Below are 25,721 nucleotides of genomic sequence, written 5' to 3'. Positions count from 1 at the left end.
AAACTACTATACTTACGTTATGCCAATTATCCCGAATTGGTTTTTTCATACTTACTCCTACCAAGAGTAAATAACAACCTTCATTTCCACCACAGACGACGGTCGTGGTGGTTTTTTTTGTTTAGGTGCTAGTTTTTTTGCTATCAATTGACTAGGAGAAGTGAACGTTCTTTAAGAATTTGTCATTTCAAATTTACGGAACCGCAAGAAACGATTTGCTTCTTCCTCTAACTGAGTAATTTCTTCTTCTGTTAACTCTTCCGTAGTAATGTGAATATGTAACTCTTTTTGTGTGCTTGTCATAGGTGCCTGATGATTGATCTCTGTTTGTTGGGTGCGGCCCATTAAATAGTCCAAGGAAACAGAAAAATAGTCTGCTATTTTTAAAAGATTCTCTACTTTAGGCGAAGAGGTATCCCAACGACGAATTTGTCCATTGGAAATGCCGACGTTTCTTTCTAATTGGGCGAGGGTTAATTGCTTTGACTGAGCTAGTTGTTTAATGCGAGAAATTAAGGTCATTTCAAGTCCTCCTTGCGTTTTCCGTTTGCTAATTTTAAATTAGCGTAAAAGCGAATGGTTGTCAATTGTGAGCGTGTAATAAGAAGGTGAACATCTCATGAGTGATTTTTTAGAAAATTTCCGATGAAAAAAAGAAGAAATAGAGTTATTATTAGTAAGTAAACTGTTTTGGAGCGAGAGGGGATGAATCAATGGAGAAAATTAAAAGTTACCAAGAGGATTCTGAAGTGCAGAAAAATCGTTGGTGGATCTTAGTTTCTGTGGCTATGTTTACCTTCATGTCTACATTAGATTCCAGCATTGTAAATATTGCTTTACCGACTATTTCAAAAGAAATGTCCGTACCCATGAATCAAGCGGAATGGGTCGTATCTATTTATTTAATGGATGTCTGTGCTTGTTTATTATTATTTGGAAAAATTGGCGACAGTTTTGGAAAAATAAAAGTTTATCGAATTGGCACGGTTATTTTTACGATTGGTTCATTACTTTGTGGCTTTAATCAATCGCTGAGCTTTCTATTATTTGCGCGAGTCTTTCAAAGTATTGGTGCTAGCATGACCATGGCGACCAATTCAGGAATTATTACGGAAGTATTCCCTTTAAATGAAAGAGGACGGGCGCTTGGTGCAGTAGGAGCCTTTGTCTCTTTAGGCGCGATTGCTGGTCCTGGGATTGGTGGATTGATCTTATCAAACTTTTCTTGGTCGTATATTTTTTGGATTAATGTTCCTGTGGGGCTAGTTACAATTTTAATTGGTGAAAAGTTTCTACCAAAAGATATTACAAAAACAAAAGAAAAAATCGATTTTTCAGGATTTGCTTGTATTGCCATTGCGATTATGACGTTCTTCGGCGGGATTTTCCTCGGACAAGAGAGCGGGTTTGGCTCGTTACAATCCTATTTATTGTTCATTATTGCAGTAATCGCATTAGGATTATTTATAATGGTTGAACGAAAAAGAAAAAGCCCACTTATTAAGTTCGCAATTTTTAAAAACAAAATTTTTACTTTAAGTTTATTGTCCGCCGTTTTAATTTTTGCCTCAAACTTTTTTGTAAATGTTGTCATTCCATTTTATTTGCAGGATGCACGCAAACTAAGTGCTAGTTATGCTGGTCTATTAATGATGGTATTTCCGTTATTAATGGTGGTTGGGGCTCCTCTGAGTGGCTATTTGACGGATAAAATTGGCCCAGGTATTTTAACATTTGGCGGATTGTTGCTCTTGTGCTGTACGTCGTTAATGTATATGTTTTTAGATATGAATTCGCCTATCTGGTATTATGTGATTGCAACAGCCATTATGGGCTTGGGAAATGCACTTTTCCAGTCTCCAAACAATACAATGGTTATGAGCAGTGTTGAAAAGCAAGATTTAGGTGTAGCAGGAAGTATGAATTCTTTTGCTAGAAACTTAGGAATGGTCATTGGGATTGCGTTGTCAACGACCATTTTATATCGTGGTATGAGCGAAGCCTATGGTGAACGAGTAACCACGTATCTGGCTAATCGCCCAGATATATTTATTGTGGGAATGCGTGAAACCTTTTTTGTCGCCTTTCTATTATGTGTGGCGGCCTTTATATTAACGATTTTACGTTTTCGGAAAACAACCAAATAAGTAAAAAGAAGCAGACGAGAAAGATTCATGATTTTTCTCGTCTGTTTCTTTACTAGCTAAGAAAATAAGCAAATGCGATTGTATATTTCTAATTCTCTGTTACAATAAAGAAAGTAAACTGTACTAAACTGTACTACTTTTAAGAATGAATTTGACGATTAATTATCATAAGAGTGTGTAGAAAATACTGTAGGAGGAATACAAATGGAACTGATAGGACATGGACATTCATGTATTGAAATTCGTCTAAACGACGGCACGAACCTTTTATTTGATCCTTTTATTAATGGCAACCCTTTAGCGGACGTTTCACTTGAAGATTTACACCCTGATTACATCTTAATCACCCACGGACACAGCGATCATATTGGCGATATGCTAGCAATTGCTCAAGCCAACAAGGCAACGATTATTGCGATAGCTGAAGTGGCTACGTATGCACAGTCGCAAGGGGTAAAAGCGCATGGAATGAATCTAGGTGGGCGTTATGTCTTTCCTTTTGGTTCGGTTAAATTTGTGCCAGCTTTGCATAGTTCCGGTTATGAAATAGACGGCGTAATGACCTACATGGGCGAAGCAAGTGGGATTATTTTAGAAGCAGAAGATAAAAAAATTTATCACGCTGGTGATACGGCGTTGTTTTCAGATATGCGCCTTTTTGCAAAAGACAAATCCATTGATGTAGCGTTCTTACCAATTGGCGATAATTATACGATGGGACCAGAGGATGCGCTAGAAGCAGTCTCTTACTTAAATCCCGAAATAACCATTCCAATTCATTACAATACCTTTCCTGTTATCCAACAAAATCCAGCAATATTCGTAGAGCAAGTAGTTGGCGGGAAAGTATTAAACCCAGGAGAGACGATCCTAGTTTAGGAGGAAATTATGGCGACGAAACATGATCAAATTTTAAAACATATTGAAGAATTACCAATTGGCGATCGAATCTCTGTTCGAAGCATTGCCAAAAGTTTAAGTGTTAGTGAAGGAACAGCGTATCGGGCCATCAAAGATGCAGAAAATATTGGGCTTGTTTCCACCATTCAACGTGTTGGTACGATACGAATTGAGCGGAAGTTAAAAAAACATATTGAAAAATTAACATTTGGTGAAGTGGTCCGGATTATTGAAGGGGATGTGTTAGGCGGTAGCTCTGGTCTAGACAAAGTCCTTAATAAATTTGTAATTGGTGCGATGACAGAAACCGCGATGACGCGATATATTACTCCCGGATCCTTAATGATTGTTGGTAACCGCCAAGGCGTGCAAAAGCTTGCTTTAGAAAATGGGGCAGCTGTTTTAATTACAGGTGGATTTGAAACATCTGAAGAGATTGCGCAGTTAGCAGATCGTCTGGGTATGCCTGTCTTGAGAACCACATATGATACATTTACTGTGGCTACTATGATTAACCGTGCTTTAAGTGATCAGCTGATTAAAAAAGACATTTTACTCGTCAGTGATATTTATACAGCGCTTGAAAAAACCAATTATTTGTTGACAACTCAAACGATTGCAGATTATCAGGCATTATCTGAAAGTACCCATCATTCTCGTTTCCCAGTAGTAAATAAGAAATTACGTTTAGTGGGGATTGTCACAGCCAAAGATGTCATTGGTAAAAGTGAACATTTAACCGTGGATAAAGTCATGACAAAGGACCCCAATGTTGTGAAAAAGATGATGAGTGTAGCGAGTGTCAGTCATCAAATGATTTGGGATGGTCTAGAAGTCATGCCGGTGGTGGAAGATGATTTAGCGCTTGTTGGAATTGTTTCTCGCCAAGATGTGATGAAAGCCATGCAATTGGTGCAACGACAACCACAAATTGCAGATACAATTTCAGATCAAATTTCCGGGGAAGTGATGCCTGTTGAAGAAAATGGCAAAGAAACAACCCGTTTTCGTTTTTCGGTTGCGCCCCAAATGGTTAACAGTGTTGGTACCATCTCGTTCGGTGTCCTAAGTGAAATTATTTCTAACGTGACACAACGAACAATGTTGATGAATCAAAAAAGAAATGTACTAATTGAACAAGTGAATCTACATTATTTGCGGCTAATCCAGTTGGAAAGTGAATTGGACATTCGTCCACGGATTTTAGAAATTGGTCGTCGCTCTGCAAAATTAGATATTGAAGTTTATTTAGAAAATGTCATTGTGGCAAAAGCAATTGTTGTTTGCCAAGTGATGGAGAGAACGTAGGAGGCTACAAAGAATGGACGTAGTAAAAGAAATTATGGCAGCAATTAAACAATATGAAACAATTATTATTCATAGACATCAAAGGCCCGACCCAGATGCAATTGGCTCACAGGTTGGGTTAGCAGAACTCTTAAGAGCGAGCTTTCCTGAAAAAAATATTTATCAAGTAGGCGGACCAGTGGAAGGCTTAGAGTTTTTAGCTGAAATGGACGTTATTACTGACGATGTCTATCGAGGTGCATTAGTCATTGTAACAGATACTGCAAATGCTCCACGAATTAGTGATGCGCGTTTTTCTTTAGGCGATCAATTAATTAAAATCGATCATCATCCGAATGATGAACCTTATGGAGATTTAGTTTGGGTGAATACAAATGCAAGTAGTTGTAGTGAAATTATTGTTGATTTTTGGCAACAGCATTTAGCAGAATTAACGATGACAGATAATGCAGCTCGTTTATTGTATGCTGGGATTGTGGGGGATACAGGACGTTTTCTTTATCCTTCCACTTCGGCGCATACACTCGCTGTCGCTGCGCAATTGCGTACGTTTAACTTTAATGCCGCAGACTTAAATCGTGAGTTAGACCAAATGCCTTTAAAGGTTGCTAAATTAGCGGGTTATATTTATCAAAATTTAGAAATCGACGCAAATGGCGCTGCTCGTGTCGTTTTACCACAAAGTATTTTAAACAGTTATGATATTGTCGATTCTGAAACGGCAGCCATTGTTTCAATGCCAGGAAAAATTGAAGATGTTCTCTCATGGGCAATCTTTGTTGAACAGCCAGAAGGTTATTATCGCGTTCGATTACGTTCCAAAGGACCAATCATTAATACAATTGCTAAAAAACATCATGGCGGCGGCCATCCTTTGGCAAGTGGCGCTAATGCACGTGATGCGGCTGAAATTGAAGTGATTTACCAAGAAATCCAAGCAGCTTGCCAAGAGTGGGCTCAAAAATAAATAAGTAATTAGAAAGTAGTTATCGGACGTTGATAAATCATTAGGACTACTTTTCATTCACTAGAAAATAAGGTAAAATGAAAAAGAATTATTTTTTACAAAGGAGAACGTTAATGACAGAGCAATTACCAAACTGCCCTGAATGTGGGTCGGCATATGCCTATGAAGATCGCGGATTATTTATTTGTCCAGAATGCGGTCATGAATGGTCACCAACAGAAGAAGTTGCAGAAGAAGGCTTAGTAGTCAAGGACTCAAATGGTAATCTTTTAGCGGATGGTGACAGTGTTACTGTAATCAAAGATTTGAAAGTTAAAGGTGCCAGTGGCGCAATTAAACAAGGCACAAAAGTGAAAAACATTCGTTTAGTGGAAGGTGATCATAACATCGATTGTAAGGTAGATGGCTTTGGTCCAATGAAGTTAAAATCAGAGTTTGTTAAGAAAAATTAAATTTCATTTGAATGATGAGACAGTAAGAGTCTAGGACACAACCATCGTCCTAGACTCTTACTAATGTTTATCGGTCTTGTATTTTATCATTGTACGAAGGCCGTGCCAAGCGTTGTAAAGTGTGAGGATTAACCCGATACCTAAAGGAATCCATAACCATTGCGGAGAATAAGCGGCATCTTTTAACGTTTCAGGGTTGATGGTCCATGATTCTTGCAATACTTGGAAACTAAAAACCATGAGAAATGTTGAAATAAGTAACAAAATAAACCGTAAATAATGAATCGTTGTTTGACGGTGAATCAGTGCAAAGAGCAAGTAGAGCACAAGTAAAAATAGCGGCACTCCAAACGCAAAATATGGCTGTAACATGAGAACGTCCTCCTTTTTCTTAATGATACTGCAAAGGAGAGGATTTGCAAAATAAAATTTATTGTTGGTACATTTTTTTAGAAACAAGTATAGTGTTATTGAGGCATTCATACTTGAAATTGTTTATCTTGGAGGAATTTTTATGGCAGTATATAGCGAACCAATTAAATGGGCAATCATTATTTTCCCGTTTCTAGCATTTTTTATTTCTGGGGCATTATTAATCTATGAATACCGCAAATATGGTTCATTTGTTTGGACACGAGCAATGATTTTGTATTCATTTGTTTTTTATTTATTATGTGCCTATTTCTTGGTAATTTTACCGTTGCCATCTCGGGCAGAAGTGGCTCAATACACAGGACCAACAATGGAACTGCGGCCTTTTCATTTTATTTCAGGGATTTTAAATGAAACTGTTTTTTCGCTCAAAGATCCTAGTACGTATTTGCCAGCATTAAAACAGCATGCCGTTTTAGAACCACTGTTTAATGTTTTATTAGTTTTACCTTTTGGTGTGTATTTACGGTATTATTTCAAATGTTCATTTTTAAAAACAGTTCTTGCGAGTTTTTTATTGTCATTATTTTTTGAATTAACACAGTTATCTGGCCTTTATTTTATTTATCCACGTTCGTATCGCTTGGCGGATGTCAATGATTTAATTAATAATACCGTCGGAGGCATGGTCGGTTATTGGTTGACGCCACTCTTTACCTTTTTATTGCCAACACGAGAAGAAATTGATGCCACCTCTTATGAAAAAGGGCAGACAGTTAGCCTGTTGAGACGTTTCTTTGCATGGGGGATTGATTGGTTGGTGATTGGCTTTGTGCAAGGCCTGCTCGTTTTTGGACTAAATTTCATTCCAGCTTATAAAAATTGGGCAACCAATTATCCGATTTTTTCAGATCGGATGTGGTTCTTTATCATGGTGTTTGCGGTCTTTATCGTCATGATGAAACTGACAAATGGTCAAACGTTAGGGAAAAAAGTTGTTCGCATTCGGGTGGTTGAATCAGGACATGAAAAAATTCGTTTAAAAGCCTTGTTTGTTCGCTATGGTTATTTGTATTTTGTGTATGGTTTAATTAGTATTTATCTAGCTAATGCCACTGATTTATTGAATTCTTCTAATCGGATGTTGCAAATGGTGTCACTGCTTCTGTATTTGTTCTGTTTAATTTTATATTTATTGTTTTTGATCAACGTTTTGTTAACCTTGATTCGTAAAAAACGGCGTTTGTTTTATGAAAAAGCCAGCCACACTTATACAGTCAGTACATTAGAAGTTGCGAAAACAAAGGAATCAGCAGGTGAGTAAAAGTTGTTTTTGTGTTATAATGCCAAAGTGCATAAAGAATTTAACGAGAAGAGGTGAGGCAAGTGCCTTCATTTAAACAATTTCAATTTCAACCTTTTATCAACGAAGCACTCGCAGAAAAAGGGTTTGAAGAACCAACAGAAGTCCAAGAAAAATTAATCCCAATCATTAAGAAAGGGAAAAGTGTCATTGGACAATCGCAAACAGGAAGTGGAAAGACGCATACTTTTTTACTTCCATTAATGGATAAAGTTAAGCCAACTATCGACGAAGTACAAATTGTGATTACTGCGCCTAGTCGTGAATTAGCCAATCAAATTTATCAAGAAGCGCAGCAACTGGCTCGTTTCAGTCAACCAGAAATTCAAGTGTCAAATTTTGTTGGCGGAACAGATAAACAACGTCAATTAAATAAATTAAAGCATCAGCAACCTCATGTGGTGATTGGTACACCAGGGCGTATTTTAGATATGATGAATGAACAAGCCTTGAAAGTGCATACGGCTTTTGCCTTTGTTGTCGATGAAGCAGACATGACATTAGATATGGGCTTTTTAGCAGAAGTCGATCAAATTGCCGGTCGTTTGCCAGAAAAATTACAAATGCTCGTTTTTTCTGCAACCATTCCAGAAAAATTACGACCATTTTTAAAAAAATATTTAGAAAATCCAGTGATTGAACATATCAAACCAAAAGCAGTTATTTCAGAAACAATTGACAATTGGTTGATTTCCACCAAAGGAAAAAACAGCAATCAAATAATTTATCAATTATTGACTATCGGGCATCCTTATTTAGCGATTGTTTTTGCAAATACTAAACAAAGAGTTGATGAAATCACCGATTACTTAAAAGATCAGGGCCTAAAAGTTGCCAAAATTCATGGAGACATTACACCACGCGAAAGAAAACGTGTGATGCGTCAAGTTCAAAATCTTGACTACCAATATGTAGTAGCTACTGATTTAGCCGCACGTGGGATTGATATTGAAGGGGTTTCACATGTCATCAATGCAGAAGTTCCACATGAATTGGACTTCTTTATCCATCGGGTTGGCCGCACAGGACGTAATGGATTGAATGGGACTGCCATAACATTATATTCACCAGCAGATGATGAAGCGATTACTCAGATTGAGCAGTTAGGTGTTTCTTTCAAACCAAAAGAAATTAAAAATGGTGAGATTGTAGAGACGTATGATCGTAATCGTCGAACAAAACGAGAAAAATCTCGAGAAGAATTAGACCCAACGTTAATTGGTTTAGTGAAAAAGAAAAAGAAAAAAATTAAACCAGGATACAAGAAAAAAATTAATTGGGCAATTGAAGACAGCAATAAGAAAAAACGTAAAATTGAACGTCGTCAAAAAGATCGTTCTGCTAGAAAAGCAAAAAAGAATTCTTCTAACTAAAAACGTTGTGGATTATAAAAAGTAAGGGACTAGAATCGTAAAGATTTTAGTCCCTTACTTTTTATATGATAAATATTTAAGTCACTTTTAAAATAACTCTTTTTTAAAAGTAGTTATCGTTAAAAGTAGAGAAAATTACCGATTAATTGTAAAGATTTTTGTCGAAAACATCAAAATGTTAGTGTTAAACATCAACATTTTGATGTTTTCTCGAGAAAAAAATAATAAAATTACAGAAGTTTCGGCACTTTTTTTGTTAAAAAATCAGCTTTATTAGTTGATATTAAAGGAAATTCATTTTTTTTTACGGAGGATAAAAAAATTTTACACACAAAAAAAATCATTTTCTAATATAATATAAATAACCACCAAAATAAAGAATAAAGGAGCGAAGAGAGATGAAGATAAAAAGGTGTTTATTAACCAATCGATGGAGAAAACACGCGATTTGGTAACGTATTTTGATTGGTGCGTTTAGTTATTGGTAGCAGAAAGAGTTCTAGGAGGAAAGAAGAAATGAGAAGGATTTTGGTATTAACAAAGAACATTTTAGTTGAGCAAACATTTCAGCAGCAATTACAACATTTAAATTATGAAGTCTTTTGTACGAACTGCTGTGAAGAAACTATAGAACATGAGTTAACTTTTTTTAATTATTTTGATGCAATTGTATTAAGCGAAACACTATCTCAGAACGATTGCTTGAGATTATTAGGAAGTCTTTCATCGTTAGAGAAGCCGATTTATCGACGTTCACAATCGATGTGTAATAAACGTGAAGCGGAGATTTGGCAGGAAAGAGGTATTATCCGGTGGTTAGGCCTCAAAGATTCATTGGAAGATATTCGTGAAAAAATTGACACTGTCGATCAAAGTTTTGCCGAAGTCACAGCCGAGCTACTTGATGACCAAGTAAAAAAGATTCGCTTTACAAAAAACGAACAACGCTTTTTAAAAATCTTGTATCAGCATGCCCACGAAGGGTTGGATCGTGATCAAATTTGTCGCTTGCTTTGGCAGAAAGAACCAGATGCTTCTACAAAATCGCAGCTGTCTTTCGTATGTAAACGAGTGAAACAAAAATTTAGTGATGCAGGTATGAACGAAGAGATTATTACAACCTCTTGGGGAAAAGGGTATCAAATAAATGAACAAATTTTGCCTTATTTAGAGCAAACGTTATTTGAAACAGCTCAGTAAGGAAAGATTCCTACGAAAACAATTGACTTTTTAGCAGATCTTTCTTATACTTTTGACTATAAGCTAAAGGATATGAGGAATCTTATTTTGATCACAGAAAGCCGTTCATTGCTGAGAGAAGGGCATCAGATAAATTTACTTGCTCCCTTTAGATGGACTTGATAGAAATATCAACGCGACTCTGCGTTATAGAGCTTAAGAGGTAATGATCCAACATCATTGCAATCAAGGTGGTACCGCGAGCAATCGTCCTTGACTGCAATGGTGTTTTTTGTGTTCACAATCTGCCACTTAAGAGGGTACAAAATATAAATAGTTAATTATTAATAGAAAGTAGGAAAATCAATGAAAGAATTAACAAGTAGTCAAGTTCGCCAAATGTATTTAGACTTCTTTAAGTCTAAAGGACATTCAGTAGAACCAAGCGCTTCTTTAGTACCAGTAAACGATCCAACATTATTATGGATTAACTCTGGTGTTGCAACCTTGAAAAAATATTTTGATGGCTCTGTTGTGCCAGAAAATCCAAGAATTACGAATGCTCAAAAATCTATTCGTACAAATGATATTGAGAATGTTGGGAAAACGGCTCGTCATCATACAATGTTTGAAATGTTAGGGAACTTCTCAATTGGAGATTATTTTAAAAATGAAGCGATTCACTGGGCCTGGGAATTTTTAACTGGTGCTGAATGGCTTGCTTTTGACCCAGAAAAATTATATGTGACTGTTTATCCGAAAGATACAGAAGCAAAACGCATTTGGCGTGATGAAGTTGGTTTATCTGAAGACCATATTATTGATGTAGAAGATAACTTCTGGGATATCGGTGCTGGTCCAAGTGGTCCGGATACGGAAATCTTTTATGATCGCGGCGAAGAATTTTTAGATATTCCAGAAGATGATCCAGAAAATTATCCTGGTGGCGAAAATGAACGCTATTTAGAAATTTGGAACTTAGTGTTCTCTGAATTTAACCATACACCAGAAGATACGTATGAACCATTACCACATAAAAACATTGATACGGGCATGGGCTTGGAACGTGTTGTATCTATCATTCAAGATGCACCAACAAATTTTGAAACTGATTTATTTATGCCAATCATTCATGCGGTAGAAGCTTTAGGAACCAACGTGAAATATGGAGATGCACCACAAACGGATGTTTCCTTTAAAGTGATTGCTGACCATATTCGTGCCTTATCCTTTGCAATTGGTGATGGTGCGCTTCCTTCAAATGAAGGTCGTGGCTATGTGTTACGTCGTTTATTACGTCGTGCGGTAATGCACGGGAAAAAATTAGGCATTAATGAAGCCTTTTTATACAAATTAGTGCCTGTTGTTGGCGAAATCATGGTAAGCTACTATCCAGAAGTATTACAACAAAAAGACTTCATCGAAAAAGTGGTTCGGACAGAGGAAGAACGTTTCCATGAAACCATCAATGAAGGTTTAAGCATGTTAAATGAGGTTATTAAAGAAGTTAAAGATGCAAAAGGCGATACATTAGATGGAAAAATTATCTTCAAACTTTATGATACTTTTGGCTTCCCAGTAGAATTAACGGAAGAAGTTGCAGAAGATGAAGGCTTGAAAGTCGACCATGCTGGGTTTGAAACAGAAATGGAAGCACAGCGTGAACGCGCTCGTTCTGCCCGCAGTAAAGAAACTTCAATGGGTGTTCAATCTGCTTTATTAACAGATATTAAAGTAGAAAGTAAATTTGTTGGCTATACAGAATTAACACATGATAGTGAATTATTTGTTATTATTCAAGGTGACGCACTAGTAAATGAAGCATCTGCAGGAACAGCCGAATTAATTTTTGCTGAAACACCATTTTATGCTGAAATGGGTGGACAAATTGCTGACCGCGGCTATGTAAAAAATACCGCAGGGGAAGTCGTTGCCAACGTGGTGGATGTGAAAAAAGCACCAAATGGTCAATTTTTACACAAAGTAGAAGTTTTGGCGCCATTAGCTGAAGGCCAAATTTATCAATTGCAAGTGGACGAACGGATGCGGACACGTATTTTGAAAAACCATACGGCAACCCATTTATTGCATCGTGCTTTAAAAGATGTGTTAGGGGAGCATGCCAACCAAGCAGGCTCATTAGTTGCACCAGGACATCTACGTTTTGACTTTACTCATTTTGGGCAAGTTACATCAGAAGAACTAGCGCGGATGGAAGCCATCGTTAACGAAAAAATTTGGGAAGCTATTCCTGTTGTCACAATTGAAACAGATATTGATACAGCGAAAAACATGGGCGCAATGGCGTTATTTGGCGAAAAATATGGCAAAGAAGTCCGTGTAGTTAATATTGGGGATTACTCTATCGAATTATGTGGTGGAACACACGTTGCTAATACAGAAGATATCGGGATTTTCAAAATTGTTTCTGAATCTGGAATTGGTGCAGGAGTACGCCGTATTGAAGCAGTGACGAGTAAAGAAGCGTATCAACTTTTACAAGAAGAAGAACGTCAATTGAAAGAGATTGCTACATTAGTTAAATCACCTCAATTAAAAGAAGTGGTTACCAAAACAGAGCAATTGCAACAACAATTACGTGATCTACAAAAAGAAAACGAACAATTGGCAGGCAAATTAGCGAACCAACAAGCTGGTGACATTTTTAAAGATGTCAAAGACATCAATGGTGTTCGTTATATTGCCGCTCAAGTCAATGTTAAAGACATGAATCAATTACGCCAATTGGCTGACCAATGGAAACAAAAAGAATTGTCTGATGTACTAGTTCTAGCAACTGCACAAGATGAAAAAGTAAGCTTGTTAGCGGCTATGACAAAAGACATGAACGGAAAAGGCTTAAAAGCCGGTGACTTAATCAAAGCAATTGCGCCAAAAGTTGGCGGTGGCGGCGGTGGTCGTCCTGATATGGCTCAAGCTGGTGGGAAAAATCCAGCAGGGATTGCGGATGCCTTAGCAGAAGTTGAAAACTGGTTGGCAAATGCCTAATTAAAAATGTTTTCCCTATTATTAATATAAGGAGAATGCTCTTTATAGCAATAATGACAGCCCTCTTCAAAGTTATGAAATTGATTTTGAAGGGGGTTCTTTTTTATAAGTGATTAAGGAGAGAAAACAGTAGATTGCACGAATGTGTAAGTTTTCATCTTCAATTGACAATGGTATAATAAGCAACGGAGGAATCAAAAATATGAATGAAAATCAATTATCAAAACGTCTCGCAACGGTTGGTGATTTAATCCCTAGAGGAAGTCGCTTAGCAGACATTGGTTCAGACCATGCTTATTTACCAGTTGCTTTAATGTTAGAAAATAAACTGTCTTTTGCTGTGGCTGGGGAAGTGGTAGAAGGACCTTATCAATCTGCCAAAACCCAAGTCAGTAAATCCAATTTGACGGATAAAATTATCGTACGTTTAGCGAACGGGCTAGATGCAATTGAACCTGAAGATCAAATAGACGTCATTAGTATTTGTGGAATGGGCGGCACATTAATCCGAGATATTTTAGAAGCTGGACGCAAAAAAAATCGTTTAACAGGGAAGGAACGCCTTGTTTTACAACCGAATATTGGTGAACCAACTTTACGACGCTGGTTAATGGCAAACGACTACAGTATTATTGATGAAACAATCGTGGAAGAAAACCGTAAGTTGTATGAAATTATCGTAGCCGAAAAAACAGAGCAATCCGTTTCTTATACGGACCAAGAATTACTATTTGGGCCAGTTTTAATTAAAAAACAAGGACCCGTTTTTACCAAAAAATGGCAACGAGAATTAAAACAGCGCAAAACTGTTCTTGCACAACTAGCAAAAGCAAGTGGAGAACATATTGAAAAACAAGTGAAACTACAGCAAGACCAACAATTAATTGAGGAGGTGCTGGCCAATGGCTGTGAACGGTAAGACATTGATTCGACGCTTCAATGACTATTGTCCCGAGTGGCTAGCTGAAACGGGAGATCCTGTGGGCTTGCACATTGGTACGTTAGATAAACCAATTGAAAATGTGATGGTTACCTTAGATGTTCGTCCTGAGGTCGTTGCAGAAGCAATTGAGAAGCAGGTTGATTTAATTATTGCGAAACACCCACCTATTTTCCGCCCAGTTAAGCGATTAACCACAGATAATTTTCAAGAAAAAATGTACGCTGATTTATTAAAACACGATATTGCTGTTTACGCAGCGCATACTAACATGGATATTATTGACAATGGGCTAAATGATTGGTTTTGTGAATTATTGGGAATTAAACAGACCACCTTTTTAACTAAAACACATACTGTTCCTTATAAAAAATTAGCCGTTTTTGTGCCAATTGATGAAGCTCAGCAAATGAGAGAAGCTTTAGGTCTAGCTGGCGCCGGGTCTCAAGGTGATTATTCTAAAACAAGTTACTCTTTAATTGGAACAGGACGTTTTACACCAACACAAGGAGCAAATCCAACGATTGGCGAAATTGGTCAAGAAAGTGTCGTCCAAGAAGCAAAAATCGAAGTGATTTTCCCTGAAACTAAGCAAGAACAAGTTCTTGAAGCTATGTTACAGGCGCATCCTTATGAAGAACCGGCGTATGATGTTTATACCATTGAAAATCAATCAAAAGAATTTGGTTTAGGTCGGGTTGGAGTATTAGACAAGCCTGTGAGACTCTCTGATTTTGTACAGCAAGTCAAGGAAGCTTTCCAATTGGACGGCTTGCGGGTCATTGCAAAAGATGACACTAAAATGATTCAACGGGTAGCCATTTGTGGTGGAAGTGGTGAAAAATTCTATCATGATGCATTACGTAAACAAGCCGATGTCTATATTACTGGTGATGTGTATTATCATACGGCACATGACATGATTGCTGAAGATTTACCAGTTATCGATCCTGGTCATTACATTGAATCGCTTTGTAAGCCAAAACTTGTGGAATTAATGAATCAATGGAAACAAGAAAATGAGTGGGCTGTATCCATTTTTGAATCAGAAGCGAATACCAACCCATTTCGTTTTAAATAAAAAAATGAAGATTAAAGGAGTGTTCTTTTATGTATGAAAATTTATTACCTCGTTTTTTACGCTATGTGAAAACAGAAACACGCTCAGATGCAACAAGCACAACGACACCATCAACACAAACACAAGTAGCCTTTGCACAAACCTTAAAAAAAGAATTAGAAGAATTAGGGATGAGCGATGTTATTTATAACGAAACAAATGGTTTTGTGATTGCTACGTTACCTAGTAACGTGGAGAAAGATGTTCGTTCAATCGGCTTTATTGCCCATATGGATACCGCTGATTTTAATGCAGTGAATGTTTCTCCGCAAATTGTTGAGAACTATGACGGAGAATCAACGATTCCTTTAGATAAAGAAGGCAAATTCACTTTAAATACGAAAGACTTTCCTAACTTAAAAAATTATCGTGGTGAAACACTTATTACAACCGATGGTACCACTTTATTAGGAGCTGACGATAAATCAGGTATTGCGGAAATAATGACAGCAATGGAATATTTAATTAATCACCCAGAAATTAAACATGGCACCATTCGTGTGGCTTTCGGTCCTGACGAAGAAATTGGTGTAGGTGCCGACAAATTTGATGTCGCTCAATTTAACGTGGATTTTGCTTATACAATGGATGGCGGACCAGTAGGTGAATTACAATTTGAAACGTTTAATGCGGCGCAAGCAGAAATTACAATTCAAGGGAAAAACGTTCATCCAGGAACAGCAAAAAATACAATGATTAATGCGTTACAATTAGGAATTGATTTCCATAATGCCTTACCTGCTGACGAAGTTCCAGAAAAAACAGCAGGTGAAGAAGGCTTTTATCATTTAGCAGCGTTTGCTGGAACGCCAGAAGAAGCTACAATGACGTATATTATTCGCGATCACAATCGCGAGATTTTTGAAGCACGTAAAGCTAAAATTAAAGAAATTCAGCAAACATTGAATGCACCATTTGATGAAGAACGAATCAAAGTTGATTTATTTGATCAATACTATAATATGCGAGAAGTGATTGAAAAAGATATGTCCATTGTCGAAATTGCTAAACAAGCAATGGAAGAATTGTCAATTCAACCAATTATTGAACCTGTTCGCGGTGGAACGGATGGCTCAAAAATTTCTTATTTAGGGATTCCAACACCAAATATCTTTGCTGGTGGCGAAAATATGCATGGCCGTTTTGAATTTGTTTCATTACAAGCCATGGAAAAAGCGACCAATGTGATTATTAAAATTGCTGAATTAAATGCAAAATAAATGAGGCACTCAATAGGAAAGTAAGAAAACGGGCAACCGAGAACTTACTTTCCTGTTGTAGTTTCATGAGTCATTGAAAAATTTTTTTGCAATTAGAATCAGAACAAGGTATCCTAGTACAGTAACTAGTTAGGAGGCCAGAAAGAATGCTTCAGTGGATAGTAATCATTTATTTCCTCGTCATTAATTTAGTATTGTTTAGTATGATGGGTTATGATAAAAAACAAGCAAAACGTGGGAACTGGCGTATTCCAGAACGCCGCTTATTGACGATAGGACTTGTCGGTGGCGGTCTAGGTGGGCTAATGGGACAAAAGAAATTTCATCATAAAACCCAAAAACCAGTTTTTGCATTGTGTTATTCAATTGGCGTAATCGCGATGATTAGTTGCATCTATCTAACGTTTAAGTAAGAACAAAAAAGGAGAAGCGATGAAAGGAAAAGTAAAAATTGGCTTAAATATGTTGTTAATGATTATCGTTTTAGGCGTAATCTTTTATGTCATGGATAATTCATTAAGTGATATTTTTGCTCAACTGATGGAAACGAGTTGGCTGGTGCTGATTGCTGTTATTTTTTTTGGTGTAGTTTATCAATTTGCAGAAGGGCGCTCAATCAAGGAAATAGCTCGTTATTTTAACAAAGACTTTACAACAGTGGATGGTTTTTTTACTTCTTGTTATGTAGCATTTTATCGGATTATTTCGTTTGGCACGGGAACCTTGCTTTCAGAAATTTATTTTTATAAGAAAAAGGGAATTCCTGTTTCTAAAAGTGTGGGGATAACGGCATTACATATGATTATGTACAAAGCAGCCGTGATTTTTTTAGCAATTATTGGTTTGATTATTCAATTTTCCCTGTTTTATGAAAATGCGCCTAAGATGATTCCATTCATTTTAGCAGGTGTTATTTTAACATTAGTAATAATTGCAGCATTACTTATTTTATCTAGTAGCTTAAAGTTGCAAGTTTTATTGGTTAAGTTTGCCAATCGTTGGTTTAAACGACCAAAACTAAGAGATTGGGTGGATAATTGTAATTTACAAATCTATTCCTTGCGTGCGGCTGTCCAAACAATTACACAAGATCGCTCAGCGTTGCTTCGAATCTTTTCATGGAATGTATTTAAATTATTATTTTGGTACATTATTCCTTACATTGTTTTAGTAGAAAATCACCCGAATATTGATTTATTATTAGTGATGTCCTTTACCAGTTTTGCTGTTATTCTTTCAGGAGTTATTCCAACACCTGCTGGCATTGGTCCATTTGAATTTGTTTACTTATTGTTGTTTAAACCATTGGTCGGCAATGTTGATGCTGTAGCATCTGTTTTACTGTATCGATTTGGTAGCTTTGTGTTACCCTTTTTGATTGGCTTGGTTTATGTCGCCATTGAGAAACGAAAATCATTACGCATTGAGATTGAAGAAATAAAACGTCAAACAGATGAATAAGGTAGAACGAGAAAAAGAGCGACTCTTTTTCTCGTTCTTTTTTTTTAAAAGGAATTGACTTGTACGAGGGATGTCTTATAATAGACTTAATACATGACTAAAAAATATTTTTTTGAACTAATAAAAATTATGGTAAAGGGGTGGCGAAAATTATTGCTGATTGTACAGCAGTGCTGTTATGCGGCGGGAAAAGTTCACGGATGGGATTTGATAAAGCATTATTGAAAATTCAAGGGCAATACGTGATCTTGCAAACAGCTGAAAAGTTAATGGAACTGTTCGAAGAGGTTATTTTAGTAACGAATGCTAGTCAAAAATTTCCTAAGGCGTTTAGAAAATGTACAATCATTCAAGATATGTATCTTGGAAAGGGGCCATTAGGTGGGATTGTGACAGCAATGAACTATACTCAGAAAGCTGAAGTGTTTGTAATTGCCTGTGATATACCAACTTTTTCTCCTAAACTTGTGTATCAGTTAGCCTCTAAGCGTGGACAAAATCAAGTAACAATCTTTGATTTTGAAGGTCGTCAAGAACCATTATTTGGCTTTTATCGATGTTCTTGTTTACCAACATTTCAAAAACAGCTTGCGCAAAATAACTATCAGATTCGGCAAGAATTTGAGCATCTATCTGTAAAAACGGTGCAACTATCAAAAGAGAATCAACTTAAAAATGTCAATCGAAAAGAAGAATTGTCTCAGTGGTATCGATAAAAAGGAGTAATCGTAATGGATTTTTTCAGTAGTGAAGAAATAGTTGCAAGCTTAGGTGATAAGGCAGAAATGAAAGGGAAATTATCGTTTGTTCGACTCTGTATTTTAGGCATCATGGCTGGTTTTTGTATTGCACTAGGTTACTTGGCGTTTATTCGTATCACTGGAACCGCCCCCACAGAATGGGGAAGTTTTAACAACTTTCTGGGTGGAGCTTTATTTCCAGTTGGATTGATAGCGCTTACTTTTGTTGGTGGTGAGTTAGCAACAGGCAATATGATGGTAATGACATTAGGCGTATTACAGAAAAAGGTTCGAGTGGGCGCTCTTTGTTATAACTGGCTAGTTGTTTTATTGACCAATTGTCTAGGCGGATTTCTTGTGGCGTATTTATTTGGCCATATTGTTGGGTTAACTGAAGGTGCGTTTCTGGATAAAACAGTCGCAGTTGCTCAGGCGAAAATTGCTGATCCACCGATAGTTGCTTTTGTTTCAGGGATTGGCTGTAATATTTTTGTTTGTTTAGCGGTTTATCTCGGAGCGTTGGCAAAATCATATTTAGGTAAAATGTTTGGATTATGGTTTCCTGTCATGGTTTTCGTTGTTTGTGGGTTTCAACACGTGGTCGCCAATGCATTTATTATTCCAGCGGCAATTTTTTCACAAAGTACCACAATCAGTTGGTGGGATTATTTGCAGAATACATTATGGGTATTTTTAGGCAATGCAGTAGGTGGCAGTCTTTTTATGGCCGTACCATTGATCTTTATGACAAAACCAGCAACTGTCAAACCAAGAGTTGAGAAAACGATTCAGACGGAGGAGCTCTATGGCAATTGAGATACCAAACATGATTCAAATTGGTTCTACTGGTCGGAATAGTGGCAAAACGACATTAGCCGAAGCCCTTATTAAACAGTACCAAGAAGTCTATCCAATTTATGGCTTGAAGATTATTACGATTAGTGGTCAACGAGGGGTGTGTCAACGAGGCACAAAAGGATGCGGAATTTGTACCAGTATTACAGCTGGTTATGAATTAGTAGAAGAGCAAGAGACGATTGGCAATAAAGATACCATGAAATTATTAGCTGCAGGTTGTCAAAAAGTTTTTCTATTGAAAGTTTTTCAAGAAAATTTGGCGGAAGCCATTCAGCAATTTCTGAAAGCTGTGCCGGCCCAAGCATTAATCATTTGTGAATCAAATTCATTACGTAATGTTGTGCAGCCAGGACTATTTCTTATGATGAATAACCAGAATCGCCAAAAAGAATCAGCAAAAAAAGTCATAGATAAAGCCGATTTTTGTTTACTATCTGCTGAAATACCAAAAGAATTGCGTATCTATTATCAAGGAGAACAACTTCAAGTTTCACTAAAAAGGGGGAATAAAAAGGAATGTGTGCATTAAGCTTAATTGAAAAAGAAGCGATTATTCTAGAAAACGATGCTGATCCACAACGAATTTTAAATATTTTAATTGAATTACAATTTGCTTCAGAGGAAGGGTATATCGATCAGGAGACAGCTCAATTAGTTGCAGAGCATCTACATTTAACGGAAGCGCGAGTCTATGAAATCGTCAGTTTTTATGCCATTTTAAAGACGGAACCGCAAGCGAAGTATGTCTTGAAGATTTGTAACAGCACACCGTGTCATTATACTGGTGGGGCGATGGTTGCCGAAGTTTTAGAAACCATTTTAGAAGTGCCAGAGAATCAGCCGACACCAGATGGCTTATTTATGTATCACAGTATTCCTTGTATCGGGGCTTGTGATTTAGGTCCAGTAATTAAAATTAAGGACACCGTTTTTAGTCAACTAACAGAAGAGAAAATTTATCAATTAATTCAACATTTACAAAATGATTGCTATGAAGGACTGTAGGAGGTGAGTCAATGCTTAAGAGAAACCAACCAATGTTATTAGAGAGAATGGGAAAAATGCAATCTGCGACCGATGTTGCTGAATATTGTAAATACGATGGATTTGATGGTTTAAAAAGAGCAATTTCACTATCGGATGAAGAAATTTTAAACGAACTGGATGTTGCTCACTTAAGAGGTCGCGGTGGAGCAGCCTATCCTTTAGGAAAAAAATGGCGCCATCTTTATCATGCAAAAGGAACCACAAAGTACATTGTTTGTAATGCTGATGAAGGCGAACCAGGGACCTTTAAGGATAAAGTACTTTTATCTGAAGATCCATTGAGTGTGATTGAAGGAATGATCATTGCTGGCTATTTATTTTCAGCAAAAGCAGGTTATATTTATATGCGAGGAGAATATCGCAGAATCCAAAAAACATTTCAAGAAGCACTCGATAATGCACGACAAGCTGGCTTTTTAGGGGAAAACATTTTAGGAATTGAAGGATTCAATTATGATATTACGATTATTTCTGGTGCTGGCGCCTATATTTGTGGGGAAAATTCAGCACTTTTAAATTCAATTGAAGGAAAAACGGGGCGGCCGCGTGTCAAACCTCCACACTTAGCAGATGTTGGTTTATATTTGCAACCAACATTAGTGAATAATGTTGAATCATTTGCAAGTGTTCCTATAATTTTACGAGAAGGTGGACAAGCCTTTTTAGAGATGGGTACGGCCGATGGTGGCGGCACAAAGCTAATTTGTTTGTCTGGACATATTAAAAATCGGGGCTTATACGAGGTCAATCTTGGAACACCATTAGAAGAAATAATTTATGGCGAGCAATACGGCGGAGGCTCTGCAACTGGTCGAGCATTGAAATTTATTCACTTCGGTGGACAATCCGGTCCAATTGGTGCTGTCGCAACGTTAACGGATTGTTTGTATTCCTACGAAGATTTATGGGCCCATGACTTATCTGTCGGCTCTGGCGCAATTGTAGTAATGGATGATTCAGTCAATGTTGTGGACTATTTAGTACACGTGGCGGCCTTTTTTGCTCATGAGTCCTGTGGTAAATGCACCCCTTGTCGATTGGGAACAACTAGGATTTTGGAATTATTGAGTAAATTCAATCGGAACGAGGCAACAGCTAGTGATTTGCCACGATTGGAAAAGATGCTCACACATGTCACGCGATTATCAGCTTGTGGTTTGGGCCAATCCGTCGCAAATCCAATGAAGAGTGCATTGGCTTTGTTTCCAGAAGAATTTGAAACGACTGCTGAAACAGAAATCTATGCCACCAGCAAAGGAGGTTGGTAAAAATGAAAACAAAGTTGCATACGCAAACAGTTACGTTGTCTATTGATAACCAAGAAGTAACTGTGCCTAAAGGGACTACTATTCTCGAAGCAGCGAAAGGGCTAGGTGTTGAAATTCCAACGCTCTGTCATTTAAAGGAATTAGCACCTGATGGTTCTTGTCGGATGTGCGTGGTTGAGGTGGAAGGCGGCCGACGTGGTGGCTTAACAACTGCTTGTACGGCACATTGTCAAGAGGACATGGTTGTGGCAACACATTCTGAAAAAGTTGCTGATTCCAGACGTTTTATTCTTGATTTATTATTGAGTAATCATAAATTAGACTGTTTTTCTTGTGGAAAAAACGGGGATTGTCAATTACAACAGTATGCGCTAGATTATGGGATTGATGCCACTAGCTTTACCGAGGGAAAAAGAATGCCTTGCCATCAAGAAGATACCAGTAATCCATTTTTCTCTTATGATCCAGAAAAGTGTATCATGTGTCGTCGTTGTGCTCGTGTCTGTCAATTGCGGCAGGGAAGAGATGTACTCAGTATTGCTAATCGTGGCTTTGAAACAAAAATGATGCCGAGTTATGGGCAGGCGTTTGATCAATCTATCTGTGAATCATGTGGCAATTGTGTCTCTTCCTGTCCTACGGGAGCGTTAACAGCAAAAGATACGAAAGAGTACCGCAAATGGGAAACCCAGAAAATTCCTACAACTTGTCCGCATTGTGGGACAGGCTGTCAGATGAATTTACTCGTTAAAAATAATCGTTTGGTGGGTGTTGAACCCCTGGATGGACCAGCTAATAAAAATTTACTTTGTGTGAAAGGAAAATTTGCTTCATATAAATTTGTTGGGTCAGGAGATCGCTTAACGGAGCCATTAATTAAACGGAATGGGATTTTTGAACCTGCTTCTTGGGAAGAAGCCTTAACGCTTGTTTCGTCAAAATTTAACGAAATTAAAGCAGAAAACGGTCCGGATGCTCTTGCTGGTTTTTCGTGCTCTAGAGCGACAAATGAAGATAATTATGTCTTTCAAAAAATGGTGCGTGCTGCTTTTGGTACCAATAATGTTGATAACTGTGCCCGTGTTTGTCATTCGGCTTCAGTCCATGGTTTAGCCCAAACCTTAGGCTCTGGTGCGATGACTAATCCTATTGCTGATATCACTGAAGATGTCGACATGATTTTATTAGTAGGTTCCAATCCAGAAGAAGCTCATCCAGTTATTGGTGCGCAAATTCGCCAAGCCATCCAAAGAGGAACGCAAGTTGTTGTTGTTGATCCGCGGAAAATTAACTTAGTGAAGGATATTGCGCTGCATTTACAAGTTCAGGCGGGAACGAATGTCGCATTTGCTAATGGCATGATGCATGTGATTTTGAAAGAAGGTTTAGCAGATCGCCATTTTATTGAAGAACGGACAGAAGGATTTTTAGATTTAGAAAAAATGGTGGCTGATTATACGCCGGAAAAAGTCGCAGAAATTTGTCATATTCATCCAGAAGATTTAATTCAAGCAGCACGCATGTATGCAAAAGCAGAGAAAGCACCAATCATTTATTGTTTAGGCGTAACGGAACACTCGACAGGAACTGAGGGTGTTATGAGTATGTCTAATTTGGCAATGTTGGTTGGTAAAGTTGGAAAACCAGGCTGTGGTGTCAATCCTTTGCGAGGTCAAAATAATGTTCAAGGTGCTTGCGATATGGGCTGTATGCCTTATGATTTCCCAGGCTATCAAAAAGTCAACAATCCAGAAGTAATCGACAAATTTGAAAAAGCTTGGCATGTGCCGTTAAATCGAAACACAGGTTTAACTTCTACTAAAGTCTTACCAGCAGCAACGGCAGGAAACGTCAAATGCCTTTATATTTTTGGAGAAGATCCAATTGTTACGGATCCAGACACAGGACATGTTCGTCAAGCTTTAGAAAGTTTAGACTTTTTAGTTGTTCAAGAATTATTTATGACCGAAACGGCTGCTTATGCAGATGTCGTTTTACCAGGCATCAGTTATGCAGAAAAAGACGGGACATTTACAAATACAGAACGGCGCGTGCAAAGAGTCCGTAAAGCTGTTGAACCAAGAGGACAAGCGCGAGAAGACTATGAAATTTTTTGTGAAGTCATGACACGAATGGGCTATCCTTGTGCGTATGAATCTGCAAAAGAAATTATGGAAGAAATTTCAGCTGTGACGCCTTCGTTTGGTGGAATTAATTATGAACGATTAGAGAAGGAGAGCTTACAATGGCCTTGTCGTAGCTTGACAGATCCAGGTACGCCGATTATGCATGTGGGCAGTTTTGCTCGTGGGAAAGGTTTATTTAAAGCAATTCCGTATAAGCAAGCACAAGAATTACCAGATGAAGAGTACCCGTATTTAATGTCGACAGGCCGAATGCTTTACCATTACAATACCCGAGCAATGACAGGACGAACGGAAGGGATTAACCAAATAGCGAATCACTCTTATATTGAGATAAATGCAGTCGATGCACAAGCTCTGGGAATCCAAGAAGGTGACAAAGTTGAAGTTCATTCTCGACGTGGCAAAATCGAAACCTATGCGGCTGTCGGAAATCGAGTATTTCCGCAAGAAGTCTTTATGACATTCCACTTTCCAGATGGGAATGTTAACGAAATCACCAATGCTGTATTTGATGATATCGCCACAATTCCTGAATATAAAGTTTGTGCCGTTGCGATTAAACCAGTGAATAAATAAAAAAGGATGGTTAAAACATGATCGAGTTGGAAGAAGCACGAGAGAAAATGACCCAACATATGAAGAGTCAATGTGAAACAGAAGAAGTGGCGCTGCTTGATTCTTTGGGACGGATTAGCGGAGAAACCATTTTTGCAGAGACAGCGATTCCTCATTTTCCTCGTGCCGGGATGGATGGGTATGCCGTTCGTGCAGTAGAAACACGAGGTGCGACTGCTGAAAGCCCAAGTTGTTTAAAAGTCGTCGGTTCTTTAGTGGCAGGGGATTCCATGTTTTATTGTAATCAGACGAATAACTGTGCGATTAAAATAACGACAGGTGCTTTTATTCCAACCGATTTTGATGCTGTAGTACCACAAGAATGGACGGATTTTGGGCAGGACCATGTTAAAATTTTTCGCTCTGTCACTGCGGGCCAAAACTATGCGGAAATTGGAGAAGATATTGCTTTTCAGCAAAAAATTTTAGCAAAACATCAACAGATTAATAGTCGCATGATTGGTCTGTTGGCAATGCAAGGGATTGATAAAGTTGTTGTTTTGAAGCGCATGAAGGTGGGGATTTTAGCGACCGGTAGTGAGTTAGTTTCTTTGGAAGAACCACTGTCAGTTGGGAAAATTTATAATAGTAATCTCTACATGTTAGCAGCTTTTGTCAAAGCGAGTGGTAATGAAGTAATCCACCTAGACCATTGTTCAGATGACCCTGAAGAATTAGCGAAGAGGCTGATTGAGATTTCACCAAAACTTGATGTATTAATTACTTGTGGTGGTGTTTCGGTAGGTGAAAAGGACAATTTACCTTTAGCGATTAAACGTATCGGAGGAACAGAGTTGTTTCATTTTGTAAATATGAAACCTGGAACCCCAGTTATGGGAAGTCAATTTCAAGAAACACTCATTTTAAGCGTTTCAGGCAATCCGTTTGCGGCAATGGTTAATTTACATCTTTTTTACTGGACATTATTAGCTACTTTTTTTAATTGTGTCGAGTTAAATCTCAAGGAACGAACAGTAATTTTAGCGCATGAATTAGCCCCCAGTAGACTACGTCGATTTTACCGAGCGAAAGAAATAGATGGCAAAGTAAATTTAGTGACAAAAAGTCATCTTTCATCCAATTTATCAAATACTTTAGAAACAAATTGCCTGCTAGAACAACCAGCTGGTGTACTACTCAAAAAAGGCGCGCTTGTAAAAGTCTATTATTGGCAAACTTGATGACAACCTGACCTAAGATTAGTATGAAAGTAAGAGCCTGGAACAAAAATCACT

The 25,721-nt window shown here is 37.7% G+C and carries 23 protein-coding genes; 21 read left to right on the top strand and 2 right to left on the bottom strand.

The annotated features are described in order from the left end of the window. Positions 1-171: 171 nt before the first annotated feature. Positions 172-522 carry a helix-turn-helix domain-containing protein gene (locus IGL80_RS08205; RefSeq protein ID WP_002357747.1) on the bottom strand — a complete coding sequence of 117 codons (351 nt, stop codon included), beginning with the start codon at positions 520-522 and terminating at the stop codon, positions 172-174. A 191-nt stretch (positions 523-713) separates the two neighbouring features. Here IGL80_RS08205 and IGL80_RS08200 point away from each other — a divergent pair, with 191 nt between their 5' ends. From IGL80_RS08200 to IGL80_RS08180, 5 genes are all read left to right on the top strand, one after another. Continuing rightward, positions 714-2,147: an MFS transporter gene (locus IGL80_RS08200; protein ID WP_002360436.1), complete on the top strand. Its 1,434-nt coding sequence runs from the start codon at positions 714-716 to the stop codon at positions 2,145-2,147. Positions 2,148-2,351: 204 nt separating this feature from the next. Next, entirely contained in the window at positions 2,352-3,026 is a 675-nt protein-coding gene (locus IGL80_RS08195; protein WP_002361745.1) for a metal-dependent hydrolase, read from the top strand. 9 nt (positions 3,027-3,035) lie between these two features. Beyond that, positions 3,036-4,355: a DRTGG domain-containing protein gene (locus IGL80_RS08190; RefSeq protein ID WP_002357743.1), complete on the top strand. Its 1,320-nt coding sequence runs from the start codon at positions 3,036-3,038 to the stop codon at positions 4,353-4,355. A gap of 13 nt (positions 4,356-4,368) precedes the next feature. Then, entirely contained in the window at positions 4,369-5,322 is a 954-nt protein-coding gene (locus IGL80_RS08185; RefSeq protein WP_002357742.1) for a DHH family phosphoesterase, read from the top strand. Positions 5,323-5,435: 113 nt separating this feature from the next. Continuing rightward, positions 5,436-5,774 (top strand): zinc ribbon domain-containing protein YjdM, encoded by a 339-nt coding sequence (locus tag IGL80_RS08180; RefSeq protein WP_002357741.1) that lies wholly within the window; start codon positions 5,436-5,438, stop codon positions 5,772-5,774. Positions 5,775-5,834: 60 nt separating this feature from the next. On the opposite strand, the gene IGL80_RS08175 is transcribed toward IGL80_RS08180, so the two are convergent. Continuing rightward, positions 5,835-6,233 (bottom strand): hypothetical protein, encoded by a 399-nt coding sequence (locus IGL80_RS08175; RefSeq protein WP_002382283.1) that lies wholly within the window; start codon positions 6,231-6,233, stop codon positions 5,835-5,837. A 55-nt stretch (positions 6,234-6,288) separates the two neighbouring features. On the opposite strand from IGL80_RS08175, the gene IGL80_RS08170 reads away from it, so the two are divergent. The 16 genes from IGL80_RS08170 (at position 6,289) to IGL80_RS08095 (ending at position 25,667) form a co-directional block, all read left to right on the top strand. Beyond that, positions 6,289-7,470 (top strand): VanZ family protein, encoded by a 1,182-nt coding sequence (locus IGL80_RS08170; RefSeq protein ID WP_085366479.1) that lies wholly within the window; start codon positions 6,289-6,291, stop codon positions 7,468-7,470. A gap of 53 nt (positions 7,471-7,523) precedes the next feature. Beyond that, entirely contained in the window at positions 7,524-8,882 is a 1,359-nt protein-coding gene (locus tag IGL80_RS08165; RefSeq protein ID WP_002404513.1) for a DEAD/DEAH box helicase, read from the top strand. Positions 8,883-9,398: 516 nt separating this feature from the next. Further along, a complete protein-coding gene (locus tag IGL80_RS08160; RefSeq protein ID WP_002381934.1) occupies positions 9,399-10,082 on the top strand; it encodes a helix-turn-helix domain-containing protein in 684 nt (227 codons plus the stop codon). 345 nt (positions 10,083-10,427) lie between these two features. Beyond that, positions 10,428-13,070 carry an alanine--tRNA ligase gene (gene alaS, locus IGL80_RS08155; RefSeq protein ID WP_002357736.1) on the top strand — a complete coding sequence of 881 codons (2,643 nt, stop codon included), beginning with the start codon at positions 10,428-10,430 and terminating at the stop codon, positions 13,068-13,070. 202 nt (positions 13,071-13,272) lie between these two features. Further along, the gene (locus tag IGL80_RS08150; protein WP_002360431.1) at positions 13,273-13,989 is read left to right on the top strand and encodes a tRNA (adenine(22)-N(1))-methyltransferase; all 717 of its coding nucleotides are present in this window, start codon (positions 13,273-13,275) and stop codon (positions 13,987-13,989) included. Beyond that, entirely contained in the window at positions 13,973-15,091 is a 1,119-nt protein-coding gene (locus IGL80_RS08145; protein ID WP_002360430.1) for a Nif3-like dinuclear metal center hexameric protein, read from the top strand. The genes IGL80_RS08150 and IGL80_RS08145 overlap by 17 nt, the downstream gene beginning before the upstream one ends. Before the next feature lie 29 nt (positions 15,092-15,120). Further along, positions 15,121-16,350 carry a peptidase T gene (gene pepT / locus IGL80_RS08140; protein WP_002360428.1) on the top strand — a complete coding sequence of 410 codons (1,230 nt, stop codon included), beginning with the start codon at positions 15,121-15,123 and terminating at the stop codon, positions 16,348-16,350. A gap of 146 nt (positions 16,351-16,496) precedes the next feature. Further along, positions 16,497-16,763, top strand: a complete 267-nt coding sequence (locus IGL80_RS08135; protein ID WP_002360427.1) for a DUF1294 domain-containing protein — start codon at positions 16,497-16,499, stop codon at positions 16,761-16,763. A gap of 19 nt (positions 16,764-16,782) precedes the next feature. Continuing rightward, complete coding sequence (locus tag IGL80_RS08130; RefSeq protein ID WP_002360426.1) at positions 16,783-17,811, top strand: lysylphosphatidylglycerol synthase transmembrane domain-containing protein; 1,029 nt, start codon at positions 16,783-16,785, stop codon at positions 17,809-17,811. Between the two features lie 140 nt (positions 17,812-17,951). Further along, positions 17,952-18,527 carry a molybdenum cofactor guanylyltransferase gene (mobA, locus tag IGL80_RS08125; protein ID WP_002360425.1) on the top strand — a complete coding sequence of 192 codons (576 nt, stop codon included), beginning with the start codon at positions 17,952-17,954 and terminating at the stop codon, positions 18,525-18,527. Positions 18,528-18,542: 15 nt separating this feature from the next. Further along, on the top strand, positions 18,543-19,367 hold the full coding sequence (locus IGL80_RS08120; RefSeq protein ID WP_002360424.1) for a formate/nitrite transporter family protein: 825 nt from the start codon (positions 18,543-18,545) through the stop codon (positions 19,365-19,367). Continuing rightward, positions 19,357-19,938 carry a hypothetical protein gene (locus IGL80_RS08115; RefSeq protein WP_002357724.1) on the top strand — a complete coding sequence of 194 codons (582 nt, stop codon included), beginning with the start codon at positions 19,357-19,359 and terminating at the stop codon, positions 19,936-19,938. Before IGL80_RS08120 ends, IGL80_RS08115 begins: the two co-directional genes overlap by 11 nt. Continuing rightward, entirely contained in the window at positions 19,926-20,414 is a 489-nt protein-coding gene (locus tag IGL80_RS08110) for an NAD(P)H-dependent oxidoreductase subunit E (protein ID WP_002357722.1), read from the top strand. The genes IGL80_RS08115 and IGL80_RS08110 overlap by 13 nt, the downstream gene beginning before the upstream one ends. 11 nt (positions 20,415-20,425) lie before the next feature. Further along, a complete protein-coding gene (locus IGL80_RS08105) occupies positions 20,426-21,724 on the top strand; it encodes a complex I 51 kDa subunit family protein (RefSeq protein ID WP_002360423.1) in 1,299 nt (432 codons plus the stop codon). 2 nt (positions 21,725-21,726) lie between these two features. Then, positions 21,727-24,447 (top strand): formate dehydrogenase subunit alpha, encoded by a 2,721-nt coding sequence (fdhF, locus tag IGL80_RS08100; RefSeq protein WP_002404516.1) that lies wholly within the window; start codon positions 21,727-21,729, stop codon positions 24,445-24,447. 17 nt (positions 24,448-24,464) lie between these two features. Beyond that, a complete protein-coding gene (locus IGL80_RS08095; RefSeq protein WP_002360421.1) occupies positions 24,465-25,667 on the top strand; it encodes a molybdopterin molybdotransferase MoeA in 1,203 nt (400 codons plus the stop codon). Positions 25,668-25,721 lie beyond the last annotated feature (54 nt).

This window comes from Enterococcus sp. DIV2467a (genome assembly GCF_050532945.1).
Taxonomy (GTDB): domain Bacteria; phylum Bacillota; class Bacilli; order Lactobacillales; family Enterococcaceae; genus Enterococcus; species Enterococcus faecalis.
The sequence above is the reverse complement of the archived record's forward strand: the minus strand, read 5'-3'. Positions and strand labels throughout refer to the sequence as shown.

Bases quoted from the DNA above. Each gene is read 5' to 3' on its own strand.
- IGL80_RS08110 (WP_002357722.1), top strand. From the start codon at position 19,926: ATGTGTGCATTAAGCTTAATTGAAAAAGAAGCGATTATTCTAGAAAAC.
- IGL80_RS08170 (WP_085366479.1), top strand. From the start codon at position 6,289: ATGGCAGTATATAGCGAACCAATTAAATGGGCAATCATTATTTTCCCG.
- IGL80_RS08105 (WP_002360423.1), top strand. From the start codon at position 20,426: ATGCTTAAGAGAAACCAACCAATGTTATTAGAGAGAATGGGAAAAATG.
- IGL80_RS08130 (WP_002360426.1), top strand. From the start codon at position 16,783: ATGAAAGGAAAAGTAAAAATTGGCTTAAATATGTTGTTAATGATTATC.
- IGL80_RS08160 (WP_002381934.1), top strand. From the start codon at position 9,399: ATGAGAAGGATTTTGGTATTAACAAAGAACATTTTAGTTGAGCAAACA.
- IGL80_RS08195 (WP_002361745.1), top strand. From the start codon at position 2,352: ATGGAACTGATAGGACATGGACATTCATGTATTGAAATTCGTCTAAAC.
- IGL80_RS08185 (WP_002357742.1), top strand. From the start codon at position 4,369: ATGGACGTAGTAAAAGAAATTATGGCAGCAATTAAACAATATGAAACA.
- IGL80_RS08120 (WP_002360424.1), top strand. From the start codon at position 18,543: ATGGATTTTTTCAGTAGTGAAGAAATAGTTGCAAGCTTAGGTGATAAG.
- pepT (WP_002360428.1), top strand. From the start codon at position 15,121: ATGTATGAAAATTTATTACCTCGTTTTTTACGCTATGTGAAAACAGAA.
- IGL80_RS08200 (WP_002360436.1), top strand. From the start codon at position 714: ATGGAGAAAATTAAAAGTTACCAAGAGGATTCTGAAGTGCAGAAAAAT.
- IGL80_RS08115 (WP_002357724.1), top strand. From the start codon at position 19,357: ATGGCAATTGAGATACCAAACATGATTCAAATTGGTTCTACTGGTCGG.
- IGL80_RS08205 (WP_002357747.1), bottom strand. From the start codon at position 522: ATGACCTTAATTTCTCGCATTAAACAACTAGCTCAGTCAAAGCAATTA.
- IGL80_RS08145 (WP_002360430.1), top strand. From the start codon at position 13,973: ATGGCTGTGAACGGTAAGACATTGATTCGACGCTTCAATGACTATTGT.
- IGL80_RS08190 (WP_002357743.1), top strand. From the start codon at position 3,036: ATGGCGACGAAACATGATCAAATTTTAAAACATATTGAAGAATTACCA.
- IGL80_RS08150 (WP_002360431.1), top strand. From the start codon at position 13,273: ATGAATGAAAATCAATTATCAAAACGTCTCGCAACGGTTGGTGATTTA.
- fdhF (WP_002404516.1), top strand. From the start codon at position 21,727: ATGAAAACAAAGTTGCATACGCAAACAGTTACGTTGTCTATTGATAAC.
- IGL80_RS08095 (WP_002360421.1), top strand. From the start codon at position 24,465: ATGATCGAGTTGGAAGAAGCACGAGAGAAAATGACCCAACATATGAAG.
- alaS (WP_002357736.1), top strand. From the start codon at position 10,428: ATGAAAGAATTAACAAGTAGTCAAGTTCGCCAAATGTATTTAGACTTC.
- IGL80_RS08180 (WP_002357741.1), top strand. From the start codon at position 5,436: ATGACAGAGCAATTACCAAACTGCCCTGAATGTGGGTCGGCATATGCC.
- IGL80_RS08135 (WP_002360427.1), top strand. From the start codon at position 16,497: ATGCTTCAGTGGATAGTAATCATTTATTTCCTCGTCATTAATTTAGTA.